Source organism: Streptosporangium sp. NPDC000396, from assembly GCF_042898655.1.
Lineage (GTDB): Bacteria > Actinomycetota > Actinomycetes > Streptosporangiales > Streptosporangiaceae > Streptosporangium.
Map to the genome: position 1 here is coordinate 47,606 of NZ_JBIAZA010000021.1, position 20,237 is coordinate 67,842.

The window sequence follows — 20,237 nt, forward strand, 5'->3', positions numbered from 1 at the left end:
GCCCGACTTGAATGAACAGGGGAACCATATGAAGATCAAAGCCATGCTTATCGGCATCAGCGCGGCGCTGGCCCTGACCGCGGGCCTCGCAGGCTTCTCGGGCACGGCCACGGCCGATTCCACGAAGCCGTCCGCCTCGCCCGCCCCTGCGCCGGCCGACAAGCGGCCCGTGGTCAAGCCGACGGCGGGTCCGAAGGAGCCCGCCGTCGTCAGGCCGTCCTACACCGGCTGATCGTGGCGCAGCGCCGCGGCCCCGGGTCTGCGGCGCTGCACCTTAGAGCACGCAGGCCAGCCGTACCAGGCACGGCCGTATCTCCTCTCCTGCCCGCGGTCGCGTCAGCGACCAGGCCATCAGGTCGAAGGCAGGGGACCGCTCCCTTCAGGGAGCGGGAGAATGCCGAGCGGGAAGGCGCTTTAGCGCCCGAGCGTGCCTTGAGCCGCGGGCCCGTGCGGGTTCCGGCGAACACCGATGTTATAAGAACATCATTGTTATACTGATCGTGTGTCTCGTCAGGTGCGTACTTCCCCCGGTGCGGCCTACGACTTGGGCTACCACGTGGTGTGGTGCCCCAAGTACCGGCGGCCTGTCCTGAGCGGCCGCGTCAAGACCCGGCTGGAGGAACTGCTGCGCGCCAAGGCCGCTGAGCACGACTGGGAGATCATCGCCTTGGAGGTGACGCCCGACCACGTGCATCTGTTCGTCAAGCCGCACCCGAAGAACTCCCCGTCGTACGTGGCCAACCAGTTCAAGGGCTACACCTCCCACCACCTGCGGGCCGAATTCCCGCACCTGCGCTCCCAGCTGCCGACTCTGTGGTCGCGCTCATACTTTGTGGCAAGTGTGGGCGCAGTCAGCGCGGCCACGGTCCAGCGGTACATCGAGACCCAGTACGAGCGCGTCCCCAAGGCCAAGAGCGGAAGCGAGGATGCGTAGGCCGTTCAAGTTCCTGCTGCGGCCGACCCGGCACCAGCAGATCGCTCTGACGGCGATGCTGGACGATCACCGGGCGTTGTACAACGCCGCGCTGGAGGAACGCCGGCAAGCGTGGCGGCGGTCCAAGGTCTCGATCCGATACGGCGATCAGTCCGCCCAGTTGAAGGAGATCCGTGACGCTGACCCCGAAGGTCAGGGCCGCTGGTCGTTCACCAGCCAGCAACAGACCCTGCGGCGGCTGAACAAGGCGTTCGAGGCGTTCTTCCGCCGGGTCAGAGCCGGCGAGACACCTGGCTATCCCCGGTTCAAGGGCAGGGGCTGGTTCGACACCGTCACCCTGGTCGAGGGCGACGGCGCGAGATGGGACTCCCAGCCGCACCACCCGACCGCGACCTACCTCCGCGTGCAGGGCGTCGGGCACCTGCGGGTGCACCAGCACCGGCCGATCGCCGGGCGCGTCAAGCAGATCGAGATCAAACGGGAGGGCTCCCGCTGGTATGTGATCTGCGCTTGCGACAGCGTGCCTGCCGTGCCGTTGCCTGCGACCGGCCGCGAGGTTGGGGTGGACATGGGCATCGCGCACTTCGCGACCGTGAGCGAGCCGATCGACGGCGTCACCGACGAGGGCGGGCATATCTCCAACCCTCGCTACCTCAAGACCGTGGGGGAGGAACTGGCCGCCGCGCAGCGGGCCTACGCCCGCGCCAGGCGCGGCAGCACCCGCAGGAAGAGGGCTGCCAAGAAGATCGGGCAGATCCACCGCAGGGTGGCCCGGCAGCGCACCGACCACGCGCACAAGACCGCGCTTGGCCTGGTCCGCGCGGCCGACGTGATCGCGGTCGAGGACCTGCGCATCGCGAACATGACCAAGACCCCCGCGGTGAAGCCTGACCCGGAGCAGGCGGGCCGATTCCTGCCCAACGGGTCGGCGGCGAAGGCTGGGTTGAACAAGAGCATTCTGGACGCGGGTTGGGGGGTGTTCCTCACGATCCTGACGAACAAGGCTGAAAGCGCCGGTCGGGACGTGATCGCGGTGGATCCCCGCAACACCTCCCGCACCTGCCCCGAATGCGGGCACGTGTCAGGGGAGAATCGCACCACCCAGGTCGGCTTCGTCTGTCTCACGTGCGGGTACGCCGCCAACGCGGACGTGGTCGCGGCGAGCAATATCAAGAGGGCCGGGCTGGTCCTCCGCGACGCCCTCGCGGCGTAGCGAGAAGCCACCCCGTTTACGGGGTGGAGGAGTCACGATCCCGATAGGAACCAGCAGCACTGGATGCAGGTACCACGGAACGGGAGGCGCCACGGAGTCGCACAGATCGGCTCCGCTTGCGTACATCGTCAACAGTACAAGTGGGTTCGCGGTCACCACCGACACCCAAGCAAGGGTGGCCAGGACCAGGTGGAGGATCCGGATCCGTGGAGCGGCCAGGTGATGGACCTGGATTCGCCCAAGAACTGCGGCACTGGTGAGAGCCGTGCACATGAGCAGGATTTGCGGGGCCATGAGTGAAACCACCAGCCGGCTCATGGAACGGTCCCGGGGCCAATTGCTGTCTGCCCAGTAAAAGGCGTCGAACGCAGCAAGGACGGCGTACTCGATGACAAGTACCGTCAGCGCGTTGGCGTACATCCGGATACGGGGCCGATGGCCCATGGACGATGGGAACGCGAAGGACGCCGGCCAGAAGGCATCCTTGGCGTCCAACTTTTTCGCCATGTTATTTACCCCATTTACCCCATTTACCCCCATGTCGCGACAATAGGACACCTCCTCTCACCCGCAGGCCGTTTTCCCCGGACTGGAGCTAAATGTCCGTCTTGCGACCGGGAGTGCGTGGCCAATTCGACGGTGCCGGTGAGGACCCGCGAGTGTGCTCACCGCACTTCGGCTGGGGTCCTGTGCGGTGAGCGCGGCGGGCGTGAACTCTCAGCCGATCGGGGTGTTCATGATGGTCCTGATCTGCTGTGGCGTCAGAGCGGCGTCATACGCACGTATCTCGTCGATGACCGTGCCGTTGGTGGAGTTCCACCCCTCGCCACCGGCCGAGAGGTCGGCGGTGCCCCGCAGACCGTTGCCATCGGGGACGCAACGAAAGAGCTCACCGTCGACATAGAGGCACGTGACGTTCTGGTCGCCGTCGTATGTGGCCGCTAGATGAACCCACCTGTCGCCAGTCAGTGCCGCGTGGCCGTACAACGTGGAATAACCGTGCTTGATGACGGGCCCGCCGTAGAACCTGTCGTGAGCCCACAGGCTGAGAGCCTTCTGGGATCCGTCGGCCCAGAGGGAGATACCAGCGGGATCGTCATTGGCCGCTGTCGGCTTCGGCTTCACCCATGCGGAAATCGTCGCGTTGCCGAAGGACTGCAACCCGGCCACGCGGACCGATGAGCCTTGCCAGAAAGCCAGGGCACTGCCGTATTTCCCCGGCACCCACGAGGGGTTGGTCACCTTGCCGGGATAGTAGGCGCCGTTTTTGGCATTGGCCGCTGTCGTCCCGCTGCCCTCATCGAGTCCGTACGCGGCGACCAGCGACGTCCCAAGGTCCGGCGGTGCCTTGATGTAAGCGTCTACGGCGGGTGAGGGTTCGCTGATGTGGGAGGCGGTGTCCACGGCGACGGTCCGGTAATAGTAGGTCGCTGAGTCAGGCACGTTGTCGGCGTACTCCCGGACCGTCGGGCCGACCTTCGCGAGGAGTGTTTCGTCGGAAGGTGTGAAGCCGATCCTCGTCGAGCGATGGATCTGAATCTCCTTCACACCCCGTTCGTCCTGGGCCTCGCCGAACGTGAGCCAGGCCCAGCCGGTGCGCGGCTGGACGGCCACCGTGGGCGCGGTCGGCGGGCAGTCGGGCTTGGTGATGTCGGCTGAGACCGCGTCAGTGGCGCGGCCGGTCTGGGGAAGCGTGTCCAGTGCCACGACGCGGTAGAAGTACGTGCCTCGTTCGACGCAGCCCTCGGTGTACGTGCGCTCGGTCACCGTGGCGACCTTCGTCCGCTCGGAGGGGACGAAGTCCGCGGAGTCGCCGCGGTGAATCTCGTACCCGGTGATGCCGTTGTCGTCGGTCGCCGCGTCCCATGACAACCGGGCGGTGCCCGAGCTGACGTCCACCGCGAGGCCGCCGGGAGCGGAGGGAGGCGAGTCCGATGCGACGGCCGTGACCATGTCCCGCTGGATCCCATCGGCGCTGAGGGCGCTGCCGTAGACGCGGACCTCGTCGATGATGCCTCGGAAGCAGCCGTCCACGCCCCCGCCGATCAGCAGCGGGCCGGTGCCGTAGTCGATCGTGCCGGTGGCGGGTGTCTCCTGCCACAGCTCGCCGTTGCCGTAGAACCTGATGGTCTCGCCGTCGTAGGTGAGGGCGTGATGGAACCATTCGCCAGGAGCGGCGTAGCTGTTGTCGACATGGTCGACGCCGCCCATCCTGGTCCTGAAATGGGTTGTACCGACGCTGTAAGAGACGTCCTGGGAGGCGTCCCGGCTGTCGAGGAGCTTGGACCACATGTCGCAGCCGTCGCCTTCCGTCTCCGCCTTGACCCACGCCTCGACGGTCAGCGCGGAGCTCGGGCGCAGGGTCGGCGCGTCGGGAACGGTCAGGATCCTGTCGACTTCCTCGGCCGATTCGAAGCGGAGCGCCTTACCGATCTTGCCCTGGACCCAGAGCGGGTCGCGGACCGTTCCGTCGTGGCCGTTGCCGGACAGGTCGCGCACCGTGTTGCCCGCCCCTTCCTCCATTCCGTAGGCGGCCACCAGACCCGCGTCTGCCGCCTGCGCCGAAGCCGGGGTGACCACCACCAAGGTCCCGGCCAGCATGGTCAGCACTGCGAGGGCACGGAATGAAATCGTTTCGCGAGGGAGCCGGCTGTCGCGGATCCCCTTTTCGCCGACTCGGATGACGACCGAGGATCCGAGAAACAGCCTGCGTGTCCACTGAACCAGGGCCGGCAGGAAGAAGAGCGCGGACGCCCATCCTATGGGCCTCGTCACCCGTTGGCCGTAGCCCTCGAATTCAATGATTCCTAGTTCGAGCGCCCCTCCGGAGAGCACGAAGCCCAGGCTGCCGAGCACCAGTAGAACTGTTTCCGGCAAGGATCGCCGCCATTCTCTAACTTCTTCCACATGGCAGAGGACACCGCAGTCCAGGCACCCCTGTCCAATAATGATTTTGAGTGGCTTGTTGATTCATCCTTATCGATGCTGGTCATCGGCTCAGCCGGGCGCGCGCCACGACGACCGGACACGAGAAAAACGCCCGCGAGCGTGAGCCGTAGTGCCGGCGCCACGTAGGGCATCGCCGGATCCTCCATAAACCGCAACCTGCCGAGAGCCCGAAAAGGCGCCCGCGAATGTCGACACGGCCGCATATCAATCACGCACCCGGGATGCGAGGCTGAACCGGAAGGGTGAATTTCCGATTTCCGATATGCGGCCGTGTCTTTAAGGTATTTCTATGCTCCTGCTGGGGGCTAGCAGCAGCCGATCCTCTCCCACTGCCCATAGCTCGGCCCGGAGTTGCCGGCGCACACCACGCGCTCGTACTTGGTGCGGTACGCCGTATGCAGACAATGCCTGAAATTGAATTCGCACTTCTGCTCGTAGGTGCAGTCGTCCGCGGCCGCCGTGTCCTGTGGCAGCAGCTGGCTCAACATCCGGTCGCCGACCGAGTTCATGATCTTTCCGAATCTCATTCTTCGCCTCCTGTTAGAAAATGCGGAGATTGCCAGGTCTTGTGACATGGCGCTTGCGGTGGAATGTATCGGGAATTTCTTGTTTAGATCTTGTGTGAATCTTGCGGCCGGCCACCGCTTCGTATCCGGCTTTTCCTGCTCGGATGATGTGGTCAGGATCGAACCGCCGGCCTTTCGCTTTCGGGTGGAGCGATCACCCTGGTTCTCTTCCCGTCCCGAGGCCGGCGGTGCCGTACGGCTGCCGCCGTGCGCTCGTGGTGGCCGACGTCGTCGTCAGCGCGGTCGTCAGCGCTGTCGTCAGGCTCACGCATGACGGCGGATGATCCGGGGCGGCCGCTGCTTCTCGTCGATCTCGCGTACGCGCACTCGTCCTGCCGTCAGGGCGGCCTGGCCGCGACGCACCCTCAGGCTCGCCATCCGGACTTAACGCCTCTAGCAGGGGAAACGTCACCTAGCGCGACATTAAACTTGGATCGTTCATTGTCTTGAAATGTTCGTGTTTGTGAAGGTAGGTTGGCGCCATGACCGCACCCAGGACTCCGACGACCGCCGAGGAGCTACGCGGTGCCGGCCTGCGGGTGACGGCCGCCCGCGTCGCACTGCTCGAGACCGTCCGGGGCGGTGGCCACCTCGACGTCGAGGCGCTCGCCTCCGGGGTGCGCGATCGCGTGGGCCACATATCCCTTCAAGCCGTGTACGAAGCTCTCCACGCGCTCACCGCGGCGGGACTCGTGCGCCGCATCGAACCGCCCGGCAGCCCTGCCCTGTTCGAGGGACGCGTGGGGGACAACCACCACCACCTCGTGTGCCGGTCATGCGGTTCCGTCATCGACGTCGACTGCGCGGTCGGCCATGCACCCTGCCTGATCGCGTCCGACGACCATGGCTTCTCGATCGACGAGGCCGAGGTCATCTACTGGGGCCTGTGCCCCGCCTGTTCCACTGCCCGCAGCTCCTGAGCACGATGATCCCCGTTAGTCCGGAAGGATTCCCCCATGTCTGAGAACCACGACGCAATCGTCACAGACGCGAAGTCGGAGGGCGAAGGCGGTTGCCCGGTCGCGCACGGGCGCGCCCTGCACCCCACCCAGGGTGGTGGAAACCGCCAGTGGTGGCCGGAGCGGCTCAACCTGAAGATCCTCGCCAAGAACCCCGCCGTGGCCAACCCCCTCGGTGAAGAGTTCGACTACGCCGAGGCGTTCAAGAGCCTCGACCTTCCGGCCGTGAAGCAGGACATCGCGGAGGTGCTGACGACCTCGCAGGACTGGTGGCCGGCCGACTTCGGCCACTACGGCCCGTTCATGGTCCGGATGGCCTGGCACAGTGCCGGCACCTACCGGATCAGCGACGGCCGCGGCGGCGCCGGGGCCGGTCAGCAGCGCTTCGCCCCCCTCAACAGCTGGCCGGACAACGGCAACCTCGACAAGGCTCGCCGTCTGCTGTGGCCGGTCAAGAAGAAGTACGGCCAGAAGCTCTCGTGGGCCGACCTCATGATCCTCGCCGGCAACGTCGCCCTGGAGTCGATGGGCTTCAAGACCTTCGGCTTCGCCGGCGGCCGCGCGGACGTCTGGGAGCCCGACGAGGACGTCTACTGGGGCCCCGAGACCACCTGGCTCGGCGACGAGCGCTACACCGGTGACCGGGAGCTTGAGAACCCCCTCGGCGCGGTCCAGATGGGCCTCATCTACGTCAACCCGGAGGGCCCGAACGGCAACCCGGACCCGCTCGCCGCGGCTCGTGACATCCGCGAGACGTTCCGCCGGATGGCGATGAACGACGAGGAGACGGTCGCCCTGGTCGCGGGTGGTCACACCTTCGGCAAGACCCACGGCGCGGGCCCGGCGGACCACGTCGGCGCCGACCCCGAGGCCGCCTCGATCGAGGAGCAGGGCTTCGGCTGGAAGAACACCTTCGGCACCGGCAAGGGTGGCGACACGATCACCAGCGGTCTCGAGGGTATCTGGACGAACACCCCGATCACCTGGGACAACAGCTTCTTCGAGATCCTGTTCGGCTACGAGTGGGAGCTGTTCAAGAGCCCCGCCGGCGCGCACCAGTGGCGGCCGAAGGACGGCGCCGGTGCCGGCACCGTTCCCGACGCCCACGACGCGTCGAAGAGCCACGCCCCGACGATGCTGACGACCGACCTCTCGCTCCGGTTCGACCCGGTCTACGAGAAGATCTCGCGGCGCTTCCTTGAGAACCCCGACGAGTTCGCGGACGCCTTCGCCCGGGCGTGGTTCAAGCTGACCCACCGCGACATGGGCCCGGTCGCGCGTTACCTCGGCTCGGAGGTCCCGGCCGAGACGCTGCTGTGGCAGGACCCCCTCCCCGCGGTGACGCACGAGCTCGTCGACGCTGAGGACATCGCCTCCCTCAAGGGCCAGGTCCTCGCCTCGGGCCTGTCGGTGTCCCAGCTCGTGTCCACCGCGTGGGCGTCGGCCTCGTCCTTCCGCGGCAGCGACAAGCGCGGCGGCGCCAACGGTGCGCGCATCCGCCTTGAGCCGCAGAGCGGGTGGGAGGCCAACGACCCCGACCAGCTGGCGACGGTGCTGCGCGCCCTGGAGGAGATCCAGAAGGCCTTCAACGCCGCCCAGGCCGGTGGCAAGCAGGTCTCGCTCGCCGACCTGATCGTGCTCGCCGGTGGTGCGGCCGTCGAGCAGGCCGCCAAGGACGCCGGCTTCGACGTGGAGGTCCCCTTCACGCCGGGCCGCGTGGACGCGTCGCAGGAGCAGACCGACGTGGAGTCGTTCGCCGCGCTTGAGCCGGTCGCCGACGGGTTCCGCAACTACCTCGGGAAGGGCAACCGGCTGCCGGCCGAGTACCTGCTGATCGACCGGGCGAACCTGCTGACCCTGAGCGCCCCCGAGCTGACGGTCCTCGTCGGTGGCCTCCGCGTCCTGGGCGCGAACTACCAGCAGTCGTCGCTCGGCGTCCTCACCACGACCCCCGGGTCTCTGACCAACGACTTCTTCGTCAACCTGCTCGACCTGGGCACGACGTGGAAGGCGACGTCCGAGGACGCGAACACGTTCGAGGGTCGCGACGCCGCCACGGGCGAGGTCAAGTGGACCGGCAGCCGTGCCGACCTCGTCTTCGGGTCGAACTCCGAGCTGCGCGCACTCGCGGAGGTCTACGCGAGCGATGACGCGAAGGAGAAGTTCGTGAACGACTTCGTCGCGGCGTGGAACAAGGTCATGGACCTCGACCGGTTCGACCTCGTGTGATCGTGGCGTCCAGGTCGGCCCACACCGGCCGACCTGGACGTCCTCTATCGCCTCGGCCGGTCCCGTCCGCTGGGTATCACCGAGCTGATCGTCCGCTGTGCCGCTGGTGACGACGATCACCTTCCACGACCCGCCTCCTGCGGTGTGCGTGCCGGGCGAAGGCGTGATCTCAGAAGGTACGGCTGCCGAGGTCGCGGACGACTTGAACGAAGGCGCGGATGAGATCGTTCTCCGTCTCAGTGCGCCACACGATGCCGTAGGCCAGGGGTTCCATGTCGGTGATGGGCAATCAGACGATGTCGGGACGGACCAGTAGCGGGCGGAGTGGCCGGGGAGCAGGTTGACAGTCTCGCCGAGGCTGACGAAAGAGAGCAGCTCGTCCTTCAATCCGGCGTAGAGGGGTAGCAGGTCGTCGCGTAACTGTTCGCCGACCGGCGTCAGCCGTACGGTCCGGCTGGTCCTGTCGAACAGCAGGGTGCCGATCTGGCGTTCCTGCTTCTTGATGGCTTGAGTGATCCGGGCGGGGGAGACGTGGAGCCGTTCGGCGGTGCGGCCGAAGCGCAGTTCCTCGGCGAGCTTCAGGAAGATCTCGATGTCGCGAAGCTCCATGGCCCCCTCGCGTCAACTCCCCGGTTGATGCTGCGCTGCGTTCTTTGTCGTTGTTCGGGTGGTCGCCCACGCCGATCCTGGAGCCGGCAGAACCAGGATCATCGTGGAGTAACGCAATGACGGGCCTGATGGGCAGAACGGCGCTGGTGACAGGAGCCTCGAGGGGTATCGGACGAGCCGTCGCGTGCCGCCTGGCGGCCGACGGAGCGCTGGTGGCCGTGCGCTGTACAGCCTCGCGGCGGCCAGGGCCGGCCTCCGGCGCATGACCCGCGCGGAGAACCAGACCCGCTGCGCAGATGTCCCGTACCGGCTCCGCGTGGAGAATCTCAACGCCGCCTGCGGCCGGCGTTCGGGGTCGTGCAGAGCGCGTCGTCGATCAGCTTGCTCTCGGCCTGTGTAATGCGCAGGACGTGGTCCGCCGATTCGGCGACCGCGCCCGACAACGAGACCGTGATGCTGCGGCGGCCGTCGGCGGTGACGCCGACGGAGCTGATCCAGCCGGAATCGCCGCCCTCATGGCCCCAGTACGTGCCGCCGCACGACAGTGGGCGTGAGAAGAGCCCCAGCCCGTCACGGGCGCCCGGCATGAGCGGTTCGAACTTCTTGCCTACCGGGATGGTCTGTTTCATCTGCGCCAGCTGCGTCGGGGGCAGGAGTCGGCCGCCGAGCAGGGCACGGAAGAATCGGTTGAGATCGGCGGTGGTGGAGATGAGTCCGGCCTCTCCGTTGGTGCCGGATCCGACCTGCTCGGTGACGTCCACGAGTGGTTTGCCGGGATGGAACCTCTGGTAGGTCTCGGCGTGTGGCTGGGGCAGCTTGGGTGAAGTACCCGGCCAGAAGGTGTGACGGAGGCCGAGCGGCCGGGCGATCCGATCCCGTACCTCCTCGTGCCAGGGGTGCCCGGTGACGCGCTGGATGATCATGCCGAGCAGGACGTAGCCGGTGTTGGAGTAACTCCAGTCCTTGCCGGGCTGGGAGTCCGGCTGGTGGCGCATCGTCCGGGCGACGGTCTGCTCGGGTGTGTAGGTGTCGTATCGGTGCCGGTAGAAGTCCTTCGCCGAGGTGTAGTCGGGGTAGACGTCGTGGATGCCACTGGTGTGCTGGAGCAGTTGGCGGATGGTGATCGCGCGGCCGTCGTTGCCGTTTCCGGACACCACGCCGGGCAGCCATTGCTCGACCGTGTCGTCCAGGGAAAGCCTGCCGTCACCGGCGAGTTGCAGGATCACGGTGGCTACGAACGTCTTGGTGACGCTGGCGATCCGGAAGTAGCCGTTCGGGGAGACCGGCCGCCGGCTCGTCAGGTCGGCGACGCCGCTGGTGGCGGTCAGGTTTCGGCCGTCAGGGGTGATCAGGCGGGCCTGGACGCCCGTCACGCCGAGTGCGGTGATCGCGTCGGCGTCGCGCCGAAGCTGGGCCCGGTCGTCGTGCCGGCCGGCGGCGCTCGCGCCGGGCACGCTGGTAGAGAGGATGCCGGCCACGACAGCGGCCAAGGCCAGGTTCCGTCGGATGGATCGGCCGCGCCGCCGCGGTGAATAAGTCGGTGAACTCGTCATGGGTGTTGACGCTAGGTCTGGCGGGGGAGACGGACGATACAGCTCACTAGTGAGAAAAAGGGGTAGTGGGCTGTAGTGCCAGGCTCGGTCGCCATGGCTCAGACTTGTGCAGATGAACCACCATGGGGCCAGCCGGCTTTCGGCGATGTGGTGCGGTCTGGGTTATCTGCTGGGAAGCCTGTTCACCGCTGCGGCTGCCCTGTTTGTGCTGCCTGTACTCATCGTCCCGACGATGGCCCGCGCGTGGGCGTCCTGGCAGCGTCGCCGCGCCGACCGGTTGCTGCTTTCTCCGCGTTCTGGTCCCGTCCGTGTCGGTACGTGGCGTGTTCTCGGGTGGCTGTGCACATACATCGTGACCAGTCTGGCGTTCGGACTCGTCGTGGTGGTGTGCGCGGGCAACGCAGTGACCACGGCCATCACGGTGCCCTTGTGGTGGGCGTTGCCCGCCGGCACCCGCGCGGGCGGCTTCGCCGCCGGTGTTCCACTGTCCGGGTGGGGTACGGCGTTGACCCTGGGGACCGTACAAATCATCATCTTCGCGGCCCTGACCTACTGGCTGGCTCCACTGCTGGCACGCCTGCACGCCCGGATCTGTGTTGTGTTGCTGTCCCCCTCGGCTGCGGAGCGGTTGGCGCAGCGTGTGGAGACCCTGACCGAGACGCGGGCCGGCGCCATGAACGCGCACGGCGCGGAACTCCGCCGGATCGAACGCGACCTGCACGACGGCACCCAAGCCCGGCTGGTGGCCATCGCGATGCGGCTGGGCGCGGCCCGTGAGTCGCTGGACGAGGACCCTGAGATGGTGGCCAGACTCCTGCGGGAGGCGCACGAGGGTACCGAGGAAGCCATGGTAGAGCTTCGAGAGGTGATCCGGACGATCTACCCGCCGATCCTCGCCGACCGCGGCCTCGCCGGAGCGCTGGCGGCGCTGGGAACCCAATCGGCAATCGCCCCAAGGCTTGATATCGGCGATCTCGGGACCGTTCCCGCCGCAGTCGAGACCGTGGCCTATTTCACGATCGCCGAGGCGCTCACCAACGCTGCCAAGCACAGCCAGGCCACCCGGACCACCGTCCGCGTCGCACGCGACAGTGACCGGCTGTCGATCGAGGTCGCCGACGACGGGATCGGCGGCGCCGACGAGACGCTGGGCACCGGCATCGCCGGAATCCGCCGCCGCGTCCTGGCGCTGGACGGCACCGTCCACATTCACAGCCCCGCCGGCGGCCCGACCACGATCACTGTGAGCCTGCCGTGCGGGTCGTGATCGCCGAGGACAACGTCCTGCTTTCCAGCGGGCTGGAACTCCTGCTGACCGCCAAGGGCTTCGACGTCGCCGCGATCGCTCAGGACGCCCCGGCTCGTCATCACCGAGAGCGCCGTCCACAAACACATCGGCGGCATCTTCGCCAAGCTCCGCCTCTCACCGGACGACAGCGGCCACCGCCGCCTCCTCTGACATATCGGAACATCACTGTGAACACCAAGATCCGGCGCTGTCTGATCGTCGTGGTTTGCGGCGGGGAGGCCGTGGCCGGATCATCGCACGGCGCCGAGCACCGCCCAGCGGCCGGACCGCAGCCTGGCCAGCAGAGTGATCATCCGAATCAGCAGGAAGACCGACAACCCCGACCAGATCCCCACCAGCCCCCAGTCAAAGCTCAGCGATGCCCACACCACGGGCAAGAACCCCAGCACCGCCCCGCCCGCCGTCGCGGTGCGCAGGTATGCCGCGTCCCCGGCGCCGAGCAGCACTCCGTCCAGGGCGAACACGACGCCGCCGATCGGCTGTAGCGCGACGAAGAACCACCAGGCGTCGGGTATCTCGGCCAGCACCGTCGCATCTGTAGTGAAGGCGTGGGGCAGGGTGCCGGCCAGTGCCGCGAACACCAGGCCGAGCAGGGTCCCGAAGATCAACCCGCAGCCGGTCACCTGCCAGGCCAGCCGGCGCGCCCGCTCCGCGTCGTTCGCGCCGAGCGCGGCCCCGACCAGCGCCTGGGCGGCGATGGCCAGTGCGTCGAGCACGAAGGCCAGGAACATCCACAGCTGGAACACCACCTGGTGGGCGCCGGACGCCGCGGCGGAGGTGTGCGCGGCCACCGCGGTCGCCGACACCCAGCACGCCTGGAAGGCCAGGCCCAGCAGCACCAGGTCGCGCGCGAGGCCGAGTTGGGCGCGCATCGCGGCCGGGACCGGAGCGAGCGGCACGCCCTCGGCCAGCAGCGCCCGCACGAACAGGCCCGCGGAGATCAGCTGCGCGACCACGTTGGCGACCGCCGAGCCGTTGATCCCCCAGCCGAGACCGTGCACCAGCACCGGGCACAGCACCGCGGAGATCCCGTTGCCCACGAGCACGTAACGCAGCGGGCGTCGCATGTCCTGCACGCCGCGCATCCAGCCGTTGCCGGCCATCGTGATCAAGATCATCGGGGCGCCGAGCAGGGCGATCCGCAGCCAGCTCACCGCGGCGCCGGCGACCCGGTCGTCACCGGCGAGCAGGCCGGCGACCGGCGCGGCGAGCAGTTGCCCGGCCACCGTCAGCACCAGGCCGACGATCGCGGCGAGCCAGGTCGCCTGCACGCCCTCGGCCACGGCGTCGGCCCGGCGGCCCGCGCCGTGCAGCCGGGCCGTGCGTGCGGTCGTGCCGAAGGACAGGAACGTCATCTGGGTCGCGATCTGTGCCAGCACGATCCCGCCGACCGAGAGCCCCGCGAGCGGCACCGCGCCGAGATGGCCGACCACGGCGGTGTTGACGAGCAGGTAGAGCGGCTCGGCGGCCAGGACGCCGAGCGCGGGTACGGCGAGCGTGAGTATTTGGCGCAGCGGGGACCCGTTCCGGTCTACGTGCTCAACCATGCTTTCCTCCGGTAGGGGCCCAGCTGACTTCTGCTTCTGGCAGCCGAGGCAGAGGTAAGGATTTCTGGTGGTCAGTGCCTCTGCACCGATGTCGTCCCGCGGTTGGCCGGCGCCCGATGGGCACCGGTTGCCGCCCATATCGGCGACCTCATCAGGCATTCCTCGTCCCGCACTTCAACGTCACCACACAGTGAAGCCGGGCCAGGGCTATAGTTGCAAGCCTCTTGCTATTGCGAATTAGTTGCAACAAGATACCCGTACCCCTTACCCCCCGCCCAGGACGTGGAGCCACGCCATGCCCCACCTGATTCCCGACACCGGACCACAGCGCGTCGTCGCCGCCTCGAACTTCGTCAACACCATCGGCAGCGGCCTCTACCTGACCGCCGGGGTGCTGTACTTCACCCAGGCGGCTCACCTTCCCGCGACCGAGGTGGGTCTCGGGCTCGGCATCGCCGGATTCGTCTCGCTCGCCGCGGGCATCGCCGTAGGCCGCCTCGCGGACACACGCGGAGCACGTGGCGTCTACGCGGCCACCCTTGTCGTCCGAGGGCTGGCGACGGCCGGCTTCATGCTGGCGGACAGCTTCTGGCCGTTCGTCCTCGCGGTATGCGCGGCCACCGGGGCGCACGCGGCCGGACAGGCTGCACGCAGCCCGATCATCAGGTGTTACGGAGGGGACCGGCCCCAGGAATTCCGCGCCTATCTCCGTGCCGTGACCAACATCGGCGTCTCCTTCGGCGCCCTGCTGGCGGGCTGGGCCGTCCAGGTGGACACCCACACCGCCTACCAGCTTCTGGTCATCGGCAACGCGATCTCCTTCGGGGCTTCCGCGGCGATCCTGGTTCTCCTGCCGCCGGTCACGCCAGGGCCCGCCGCCGACGGCCCCCGCTGGATCGCCCTGCGGGACCGGCCCTACCTGCTGATCACCGCCATCGACGGCATCATGGCCATCCAGTTCAAGGTGCTCACCGTGGCCATTCCGCTCTGGCTGGTCGAGGCCACGACCGCCCCGCGCTGGCTCATTTCGGGCACCATGCTCATCAACACCGTCATCGTCATCGCGTTTCAGGTGCGAGCCAGCCGTAACATCGACTCTCCTACGGCTGGGGGAGGCGCCTACCGCCGATCAGGCGTGGCCTTCCTCGTCTCCTGCGCGCTGCTCTCGCTGTCCGCAGGGGTGCCGGCTTGGGCTGCCGTGACGCTGCTCGCGACCGCGGTGGTGATCCATACGGTGGGAGAGCTGTGGCACTCCGCCGCGGGCTTCGAGGTGTCCTTCGCCCTCGCCCCGGAGCACGCCACCGGCCAGTATCTGGGCGTGTTCGGCTTGGGCGCCGGCCTGGCCGAGGCGCTCGGGCCAGGCCTGCTCATCTCGCTCTGCATCACCTGGGGCCGCCCCGGGTGGTACGTCGTAGGAGCGCTGTTCGCCCTGACGGGTCTGGCGGCACCACTTGCCGTCCGCTGGGCGCAACGCCACCAGCACACCCGGCGGACACACGTCGAGGCCGCGGTGACGGCGCCGGTCGCCTGAACTCGCCTACGCGCGCCGGCCGGTGGGCAGCAAATACACCAGCAGTGTCGCCACGATCGCGGTGACGAGGGTGAATATCGAGGACATCGCCAGCGCGTGCGCCGCGGCCTCGGCTCCGCCGCCGGTGGAGGCGGGGAAGGCGTTGAAGAACACGCTTCCGATGATCGCGACGCCGAGCGCGCCGCCGACCTGCTGGGCGGTGGAGAGCGCCCCGGAGGCGACGCCGACGTCGTCGGGGTTGATCCGCGCCAGGACCGCGTTGAGCGAGGGCGTGATGAGCAGGCCTCCGCCGACGCTTTGCAGCATGAGAGTCGGGATGATCAGTCCCGGCGTGAACCGGAGTCCCGACATCAGGATGACCGCTGTCGACGCGTACCCGACGGCGAGCACGATCGCCCCGGCCTCCAGCACGCGGCGGCCGTACTTCGGCACGAGCCTGCTCGCGGCAAGGCCGGCCCACGTCCACCAGGGCCATCCGGCCTCGTGACCTTGGATGAGCGGGAAGACCAGCAGGAACAACGCGACGGTGAGGGCCACCACTCCGGCGACGTCGATCTCGCGCGCGGACGCCGCCCGCGACTCGGGGATGAACCGGGTGGTCAGCAGGATGGTGGCGAGCCCGATCGGGACGTTGATCCAGAACACCGGCCGCCACCCGGAACCGAACAGGTCGGCTCCGACCAGCAGGCCGCCGATGAGCTGGCCGCCGATGGAGGCCAGTCCCATCGCCACGCCGAGGACGCCGAAGGCGCGGTGACGGCCCTTATCGGGGACCAGCAACGTGATGACGGCGAAGACCTGCGGGACCATCAACGCGGCGCCCAGACCTTGGACGAGCCGCGCGGCGATGAGGCTGATCGCCGTGCCGGACAGGGCGCAGGCGATCGATGACGCCGTGAAGAGCGCCATCCCCAGGATGAAGACCCGTTTGCGCCCGTGCAGGTCGCCGAGGCGGCCCCCGGTGATGAGGAACACCGCGTAGGTGAGCTGGTAGCCCGCCAGGATCCACTGGAGCTCGCCGCCGGACGCGCCGAGGTCGGTCTGGATCGCCGGTCCGGCGACGACAACGATGAACGAGTCGAGGGTCGCCATGAACGTGCCGGCCATCACGACCGATACCGCGCGCCACGGCGTGCGGGACGAGGCCGGCGGTTCGGCGCTTCGCGTCTGGGGGGATCCGTCGATGCTTGTCATGCGGATATCTCCTTGATTCCGTTCACCGAGACGGAGACGGTGCATGCCTCGGCAGCGATCTCACGCCCTCGGTGGTTGTTTTCGGCGCGGTCACTCGTCGCGCGGTGCGTGCCCGAGCACGCGCGCGAGTCCCCTGATCAGCTCGGACGCCATCACGGCCTGGCCCGAGGCCGAGAAATGGACACGGTCGGCGCTCAACAGGTCCGGCCGGGAATTGACCGGGTGACCCCACATGTCGACGAGCACGGCGGCGTGGTCGGCGGCCAGTTCGCGGGTGATGTCATTGAGTGCGCGCACCCGGTCGTGCCAGTCCGGGAACGTCGGCACGACGAAGGCCCTGCCGAGCGTGAACGTCGTCAGCTGGGCTCCGGTCCCCGCAGCCAGCTCGAATATCCGCCGCATGGTCCGCTGGACTTGGGCGAGGTCGGGCTCCGGCCGTCAGATGTCGTTCGCGCCACAGGAGATGTGGATCAGGTCGGGGCCGAATTCGAGGACCGGGCTCACATGCCTTTCCAGCGTCTTCGCGGCCGTCGCCCCGATCTTCGCGGCGTTCAGGTACGCCGGTTCGGGGTGTACGCGGCGAAGGATGCCGGCGAGCCGGTCGGTCCAGCCCATGTTCGCGTAGCCCGGGGCGGGGTCCCCCGTACCGGCCGCGAGGCTGTCGCCGATCGAGGCGAAGCGTCGCCAGGGTGCGCCGGCCAGCAGACGCGTCGCGCTCGCCGGTGACAGGCAGAAGGGGTCGGATTCCTCCGTGGGGAAGGTCGTGTTCGCAGTCACGAAGTAAACATACGGTCGACCGTACGTATTGTGCAATGTGGGGTGTGGCAGGATGGTGTCGATGAGCGAGATCGCGCAGAGATCAGGCCTGGACGCGGACGGCCGCGCGCCCGATCCGGCAGACGCGGTGGTGTCCGACCAGCGCCTCCTGCGTGGTGCGCGGGCCAGGCGGATGATCACCCGCCATGCCGTCGACGTGGCCTCGCTGGAAGGGCTCAACGGGCTCAGCTTCGGCCGGCTGGCCGCGGACCTCGGGCTGAGCAAGAGCGGTGTCCAGACGCTGTTCGGGACGAAGGAGAACCTGCAGGTCGCCGCCGTCGAGTGCGCGCGTGAAGCGTTCACCGACGCGGTCATCCGCCCCGCGCTGGCCGTGTCCCGCGGTGCCGCCCGGCTGCGCGCGCTGATCGAACGGTGGACCGCCTACGCCGAGACGCCGCTGTTTTCAGGTGGCTGCTTCTGGGCGGCGAACCAGGCCGACTTCGACAGCAGGCCGGGACGGGTCCACGACGCGCTCTTCCGGCATCGGCGCGACTGGCTCGACCTCGTCGCCGGCGAACTGCGCCACGCCGCCGACGCGGGGGAGATCGCCGATCTGGACGCCGGCCTCGCCGCCTTCCAGATCGACGCGGTGCTCTGCGCCGCCAACACCGCGTTCCGGCTCGGCGACAAGGACGCCGGGGACAGGGTCCGCCGCGTGGTCGAGACGTTCCTCATCGGGCGTGCCGACCTGAGTGATCGATGAGGCGCCCGGCGTTCGCGCTTATTGATCATTAGAGCTGTGGAACTTTAGGATGCCGTTTCATGCGTTCCGCGATCTTAGGCGGCTTCGCCGCCACCCTCCTGCTGGCCTCCGCCGCTCCCGCCCTGGCCGCAGCCCCCGTCAAGCCCCTGACTCCAGCCCAGCTGCGCGAGGCCCTTCTCGCTCCCGAGGACCTGGGCGAGGATTTCACCTTCAACGAGAAGCGCAACCGCGAGGCACTGGACTCCGGGTCGGCCCACACAAAGAAGTGCGCGAAGGCCGTCAAGGCGCTGAGGCCCCTTCTCCGGAGTAAGACGGCGGTCTTCATCGACAAGGAGGACAAGCCGTCGGGCGTCAAGCAGTTCGTCATAAGCGGCGCCCCCGCCGAGTTGGCCTCCTGGCAGCAGGTGGGCAAGGTCATGGTGCGTGACTGCGCCAAGGTCGACGCGAGTACGGATGACACTGAGGAGACCATCACCAGGCTCTCCGTCGGTAAGCTCGGGGACTGGGCATACGGGATCAGGTACGACAAGACGATCCCCGAGATGAATCCTGAGCCGATCCACGCGGTGGACGTTGTGCTCATCAGAGTCAAGAACACCGTCATGCTGCTGGTGAGCGACGGCTTCTTCGCCACGTTCGATCCTGACCTGAGCAAGCAGGCGGCGAGGGCGGCGGTGCCGAAGCTCCAGGACGCCCAGCGAACGATCTCGGAGTAAGGGCGGCCGTTTCGTGGCCGGTTCGCCGTACGGCGAGCTGAAAGCCCACCCGATTCACACGGCCGAAACCCATATCGTTCTCTCTCGAGGTCAGCGCCTCCACCACCCGCTCGATCTCCGCTGACCGCCCGATCCGCCCGTCTGAACCGATATAGATCACTTGCCCCCCTTTGCGGTGTATCACCGGCTTCGACGAAGAAGATCCATATTTAGTTCGCGGGGGGATCGGACTGGCCGTCAGAGCTCGTCGGCGGCTCGCCACCGGTAGCGGGCGTCGGGAAGTCTCTCCTCGTTGTCACCGCCGTCTCCCAGCGCCGTCAGGACGAAACCGTGCCGTTCGTAGAAGCGGCGGGCGCCGGTGTTCTGCTGGAACACATACAGGCTGAGCAGGCTGGGCCGTACCTTCTTGGCCTGGGCGAGCAGGGCTGAGCCGAGGCCGAGGCCCTGGGCGTCCGGCGCGACGTACAGGTGTTCCAGCCATTCGTCGCTCAGCGCGGCGAACCCGGCGACGCGGCCGTGCGGTTCGGCGACCCACACCTCGTGACGGGGGATCACGACGCCGGTGATCCAGGCCGCGGTCTCCTCGTCGGTGTGCAGGCGCGGCAGGTAGGCCATCCGGCCGCGGGCGGCCAGGAAGACCTCCGTGATCCGGTCCGCGTCGCCGGGCACGGCCCGGCGTATGAGGGGGAGCGTGTCGTGTGTCATGAGGGGGAGCGGCCGAGCAGGGCGAGGATCTGGTCGAAGCGGGTCGCCTCCTCGGGGGCGGTCACGCTCGGCTGGAACGCGGCGCCCGGCCTGCGGCGTCGCTCGTCGTCCGGGACCGCCTGGGCGATCGGCCAGGCGGCCTCCACCAGCGCCGGCTCCGCCGTGAACGCGACGCCGAGCGACTGGGCGACGTCCCAGGAGTGCACCAGATAGTCGATGAAGTGAAAGCCGATGGCGGTCGTCGCGGGGAACGTCAAGCCCCTGCCGAACTCGGGAAGCGCGAACTCGCGATCCAGCACGCCGTCTTCCGCGAACGCCGCCAGCACGTGTTCGGCGGCCGTGGTGTAGACCGAGACGGCGTCGTCGCCGACCGGCGGAACCTGCCACGCCTCCGGATCGGCTCCGGCGCCCTGCGCCGCGGCGGCGAACCCGCGGTGCTGGGCGATCATGTGGGCGAGCAGGTCGGCCAGGGTCCAGCCGGCGCACGGCGTCGGCCTGCCGAGGTCCTCGGCCGTCGCCTTGGCGACCAGCTCCATGCTCGCGTGCACCGCGCGCCTGTTCAGCTCCCGTATGTCCATGAGCGGCTCCTAGCAATTGATAAGCTCATGCACACGATCTATATACGTATATCATCTGTCAACTCATATAATTGATGTCGTGACTGATCGTCCCGGCCTGGCCGCGGTCGCCCAGACGGTCTCTCA

17 protein-coding genes and 2 pseudogenes are annotated in these 20,237 nt (G+C 67.9%); 10 read left to right on the forward strand and 9 right to left on the reverse strand.

Annotated elements, in window-relative coordinates; all coding sequences use genetic code 11:
• Positions 1–28 precede the first annotated feature (28 nt).
• The 3 genes from ACFY2X_RS30255 (at position 29) to ACFY2X_RS30265 (ending at position 2,147) form a co-directional block, all read left to right on the forward strand.
• A complete protein-coding gene (locus ACFY2X_RS30255; RefSeq protein WP_389944695.1) occupies positions 29–232 on the forward strand; it encodes a hypothetical protein in 204 nt (67 codons plus the stop codon).
• A 270-nt stretch (positions 233–502) separates the two neighbouring features.
• The gene (tnpA, locus tag ACFY2X_RS30260) at positions 503–934 is read left to right on the forward strand and encodes an IS200/IS605 family transposase (RefSeq protein WP_389944698.1); all 432 of its coding nucleotides are present in this window, start codon (positions 503–505) and stop codon (positions 932–934) included.
• Complete coding sequence (locus ACFY2X_RS30265) at positions 927–2,147, forward strand: RNA-guided endonuclease InsQ/TnpB family protein (protein ID WP_389944701.1); 1,221 nt, start codon at positions 927–929, stop codon at positions 2,145–2,147. The genes tnpA and ACFY2X_RS30265 overlap by 8 nt, the downstream gene beginning before the upstream one ends.
• A 717-nt stretch (positions 2,148–2,864) precedes the next feature.
• Here ACFY2X_RS30265 and ACFY2X_RS30270 read toward each other — a convergent pair.
• Positions 2,865–5,024: a LamG-like jellyroll fold domain-containing protein gene (locus ACFY2X_RS30270; protein ID WP_389944704.1), complete on the reverse strand. Its 2,160-nt coding sequence runs from the start codon at positions 5,022–5,024 to the stop codon at positions 2,865–2,867.
• Positions 5,025–5,401: 377 nt separating this feature from the next.
• Positions 5,402–5,623 carry a hypothetical protein gene (locus ACFY2X_RS30275; protein WP_389944707.1) on the reverse strand — a complete coding sequence of 74 codons (222 nt, stop codon included), beginning with the start codon at positions 5,621–5,623 and terminating at the stop codon, positions 5,402–5,404.
• 521 nt (positions 5,624–6,144) lie between these two features.
• Here ACFY2X_RS30275 and ACFY2X_RS30280 point away from each other — a divergent pair.
• A complete protein-coding gene (locus ACFY2X_RS30280) occupies positions 6,145–6,582 on the forward strand; it encodes a Fur family transcriptional regulator (RefSeq protein ID WP_389944710.1) in 438 nt (145 codons plus the stop codon).
• Positions 6,583–6,618: 36 nt separating this feature from the next.
• Positions 6,619–8,850: a catalase/peroxidase HPI gene (gene katG / locus ACFY2X_RS30285; RefSeq protein ID WP_389944713.1), complete on the forward strand. Its 2,232-nt coding sequence runs from the start codon at positions 6,619–6,621 to the stop codon at positions 8,848–8,850.
• A gap of 483 nt (positions 8,851–9,333) precedes the next feature.
• On the opposite strand, the pseudogene ACFY2X_RS30290 reads toward katG, so the two are convergent.
• Positions 9,334–9,459 (reverse strand): annotated as a pseudogene (locus tag ACFY2X_RS30290) (LysR family transcriptional regulator); the annotation flags it as partial.
• Positions 9,460–9,587: 128 nt separating this feature from the next.
• Between ACFY2X_RS30290 and ACFY2X_RS30295 the strand changes: the two are divergent.
• Positions 9,588–9,725 carry an SDR family NAD(P)-dependent oxidoreductase gene (locus ACFY2X_RS30295; RefSeq protein ID WP_389945054.1) on the forward strand — a complete coding sequence of 46 codons (138 nt, stop codon included), beginning with the start codon at positions 9,588–9,590 and terminating at the stop codon, positions 9,723–9,725.
• A gap of 60 nt (positions 9,726–9,785) precedes the next feature.
• On the opposite strand, the gene ACFY2X_RS30300 is transcribed toward ACFY2X_RS30295, so the two are convergent.
• Positions 9,786–10,949, reverse strand: coding sequence for a serine hydrolase domain-containing protein (locus ACFY2X_RS30300; RefSeq protein ID WP_389944716.1), 1,164 nt, complete (start codon positions 10,947–10,949; stop codon positions 9,786–9,788).
• Between the two features lie 175 nt (positions 10,950–11,124).
• Between ACFY2X_RS30300 and ACFY2X_RS30305 the strand changes: the two genes are divergently transcribed.
• The gene (locus tag ACFY2X_RS30305) at positions 11,125–12,279 is read left to right on the forward strand and encodes a histidine kinase (RefSeq protein ID WP_389944719.1); all 1,155 of its coding nucleotides are present in this window, start codon (positions 11,125–11,127) and stop codon (positions 12,277–12,279) included.
• 272 nt (positions 12,280–12,551) lie between these two features.
• On the opposite strand, the gene ACFY2X_RS30310 is transcribed toward ACFY2X_RS30305, so the two are convergent.
• Positions 12,552–13,868: an MATE family efflux transporter gene (locus ACFY2X_RS30310; RefSeq protein WP_389944722.1), complete on the reverse strand. Its 1,317-nt coding sequence runs from the start codon at positions 13,866–13,868 to the stop codon at positions 12,552–12,554.
• A 295-nt stretch (positions 13,869–14,163) separates the two neighbouring features.
• Here ACFY2X_RS30310 and ACFY2X_RS30315 point away from each other — a divergent pair, with 295 nt between their 5' ends.
• Positions 14,164–15,399, forward strand: a complete 1,236-nt coding sequence (locus tag ACFY2X_RS30315) for an MFS transporter (protein ID WP_389944724.1) — start codon at positions 14,164–14,166, stop codon at positions 15,397–15,399.
• Between the two features lie 6 nt (positions 15,400–15,405).
• Here ACFY2X_RS30315 and ACFY2X_RS30320 read toward each other — a convergent pair whose 3' ends face one another.
• Both ACFY2X_RS30320 and ACFY2X_RS30325 read right to left on the reverse strand, forming a co-directional pair.
• On the reverse strand, positions 15,406–16,593 hold the full coding sequence (locus tag ACFY2X_RS30320) for an MFS transporter (RefSeq protein WP_389944728.1): 1,188 nt from the start codon (positions 16,591–16,593) through the stop codon (positions 15,406–15,408).
• Between the two features lie 90 nt (positions 16,594–16,683).
• A pseudogene (locus ACFY2X_RS30325) lies at positions 16,684–17,550 on the reverse strand (SGNH/GDSL hydrolase family protein).
• Between ACFY2X_RS30325 and ACFY2X_RS30330 the strand changes: the two are divergent.
• Positions 17,432–18,112 carry a TetR/AcrR family transcriptional regulator gene (locus ACFY2X_RS30330; RefSeq protein ID WP_389944731.1) on the forward strand — a complete coding sequence of 227 codons (681 nt, stop codon included), beginning with the start codon at positions 17,432–17,434 and terminating at the stop codon, positions 18,110–18,112. The pseudogene ACFY2X_RS30325 and the gene ACFY2X_RS30330 sit on opposite strands and share 119 nt — an antisense overlap.
• Before the next feature lie 59 nt (positions 18,113–18,171).
• Positions 18,172–18,828 (forward strand): hypothetical protein, encoded by a 657-nt coding sequence (locus tag ACFY2X_RS30335; protein WP_389944734.1) that lies wholly within the window; start codon positions 18,172–18,174, stop codon positions 18,826–18,828.
• 237 nt (positions 18,829–19,065) lie between these two features.
• On the opposite strand, the gene ACFY2X_RS30340 is transcribed toward ACFY2X_RS30335, so the two are convergent.
• Entirely contained in the window at positions 19,066–19,533 is a 468-nt protein-coding gene (locus ACFY2X_RS30340) for a GNAT family N-acetyltransferase (RefSeq protein ID WP_389944737.1), read from the reverse strand.
• A complete protein-coding gene (locus tag ACFY2X_RS30345) occupies positions 19,530–20,111 on the reverse strand; it encodes a TIGR03086 family metal-binding protein (RefSeq protein WP_389944740.1) in 582 nt (193 codons plus the stop codon). The genes ACFY2X_RS30340 and ACFY2X_RS30345 overlap by 4 nt, the downstream gene beginning before the upstream one ends.
• Positions 20,112–20,237: the final 126 nt, after the last annotated feature.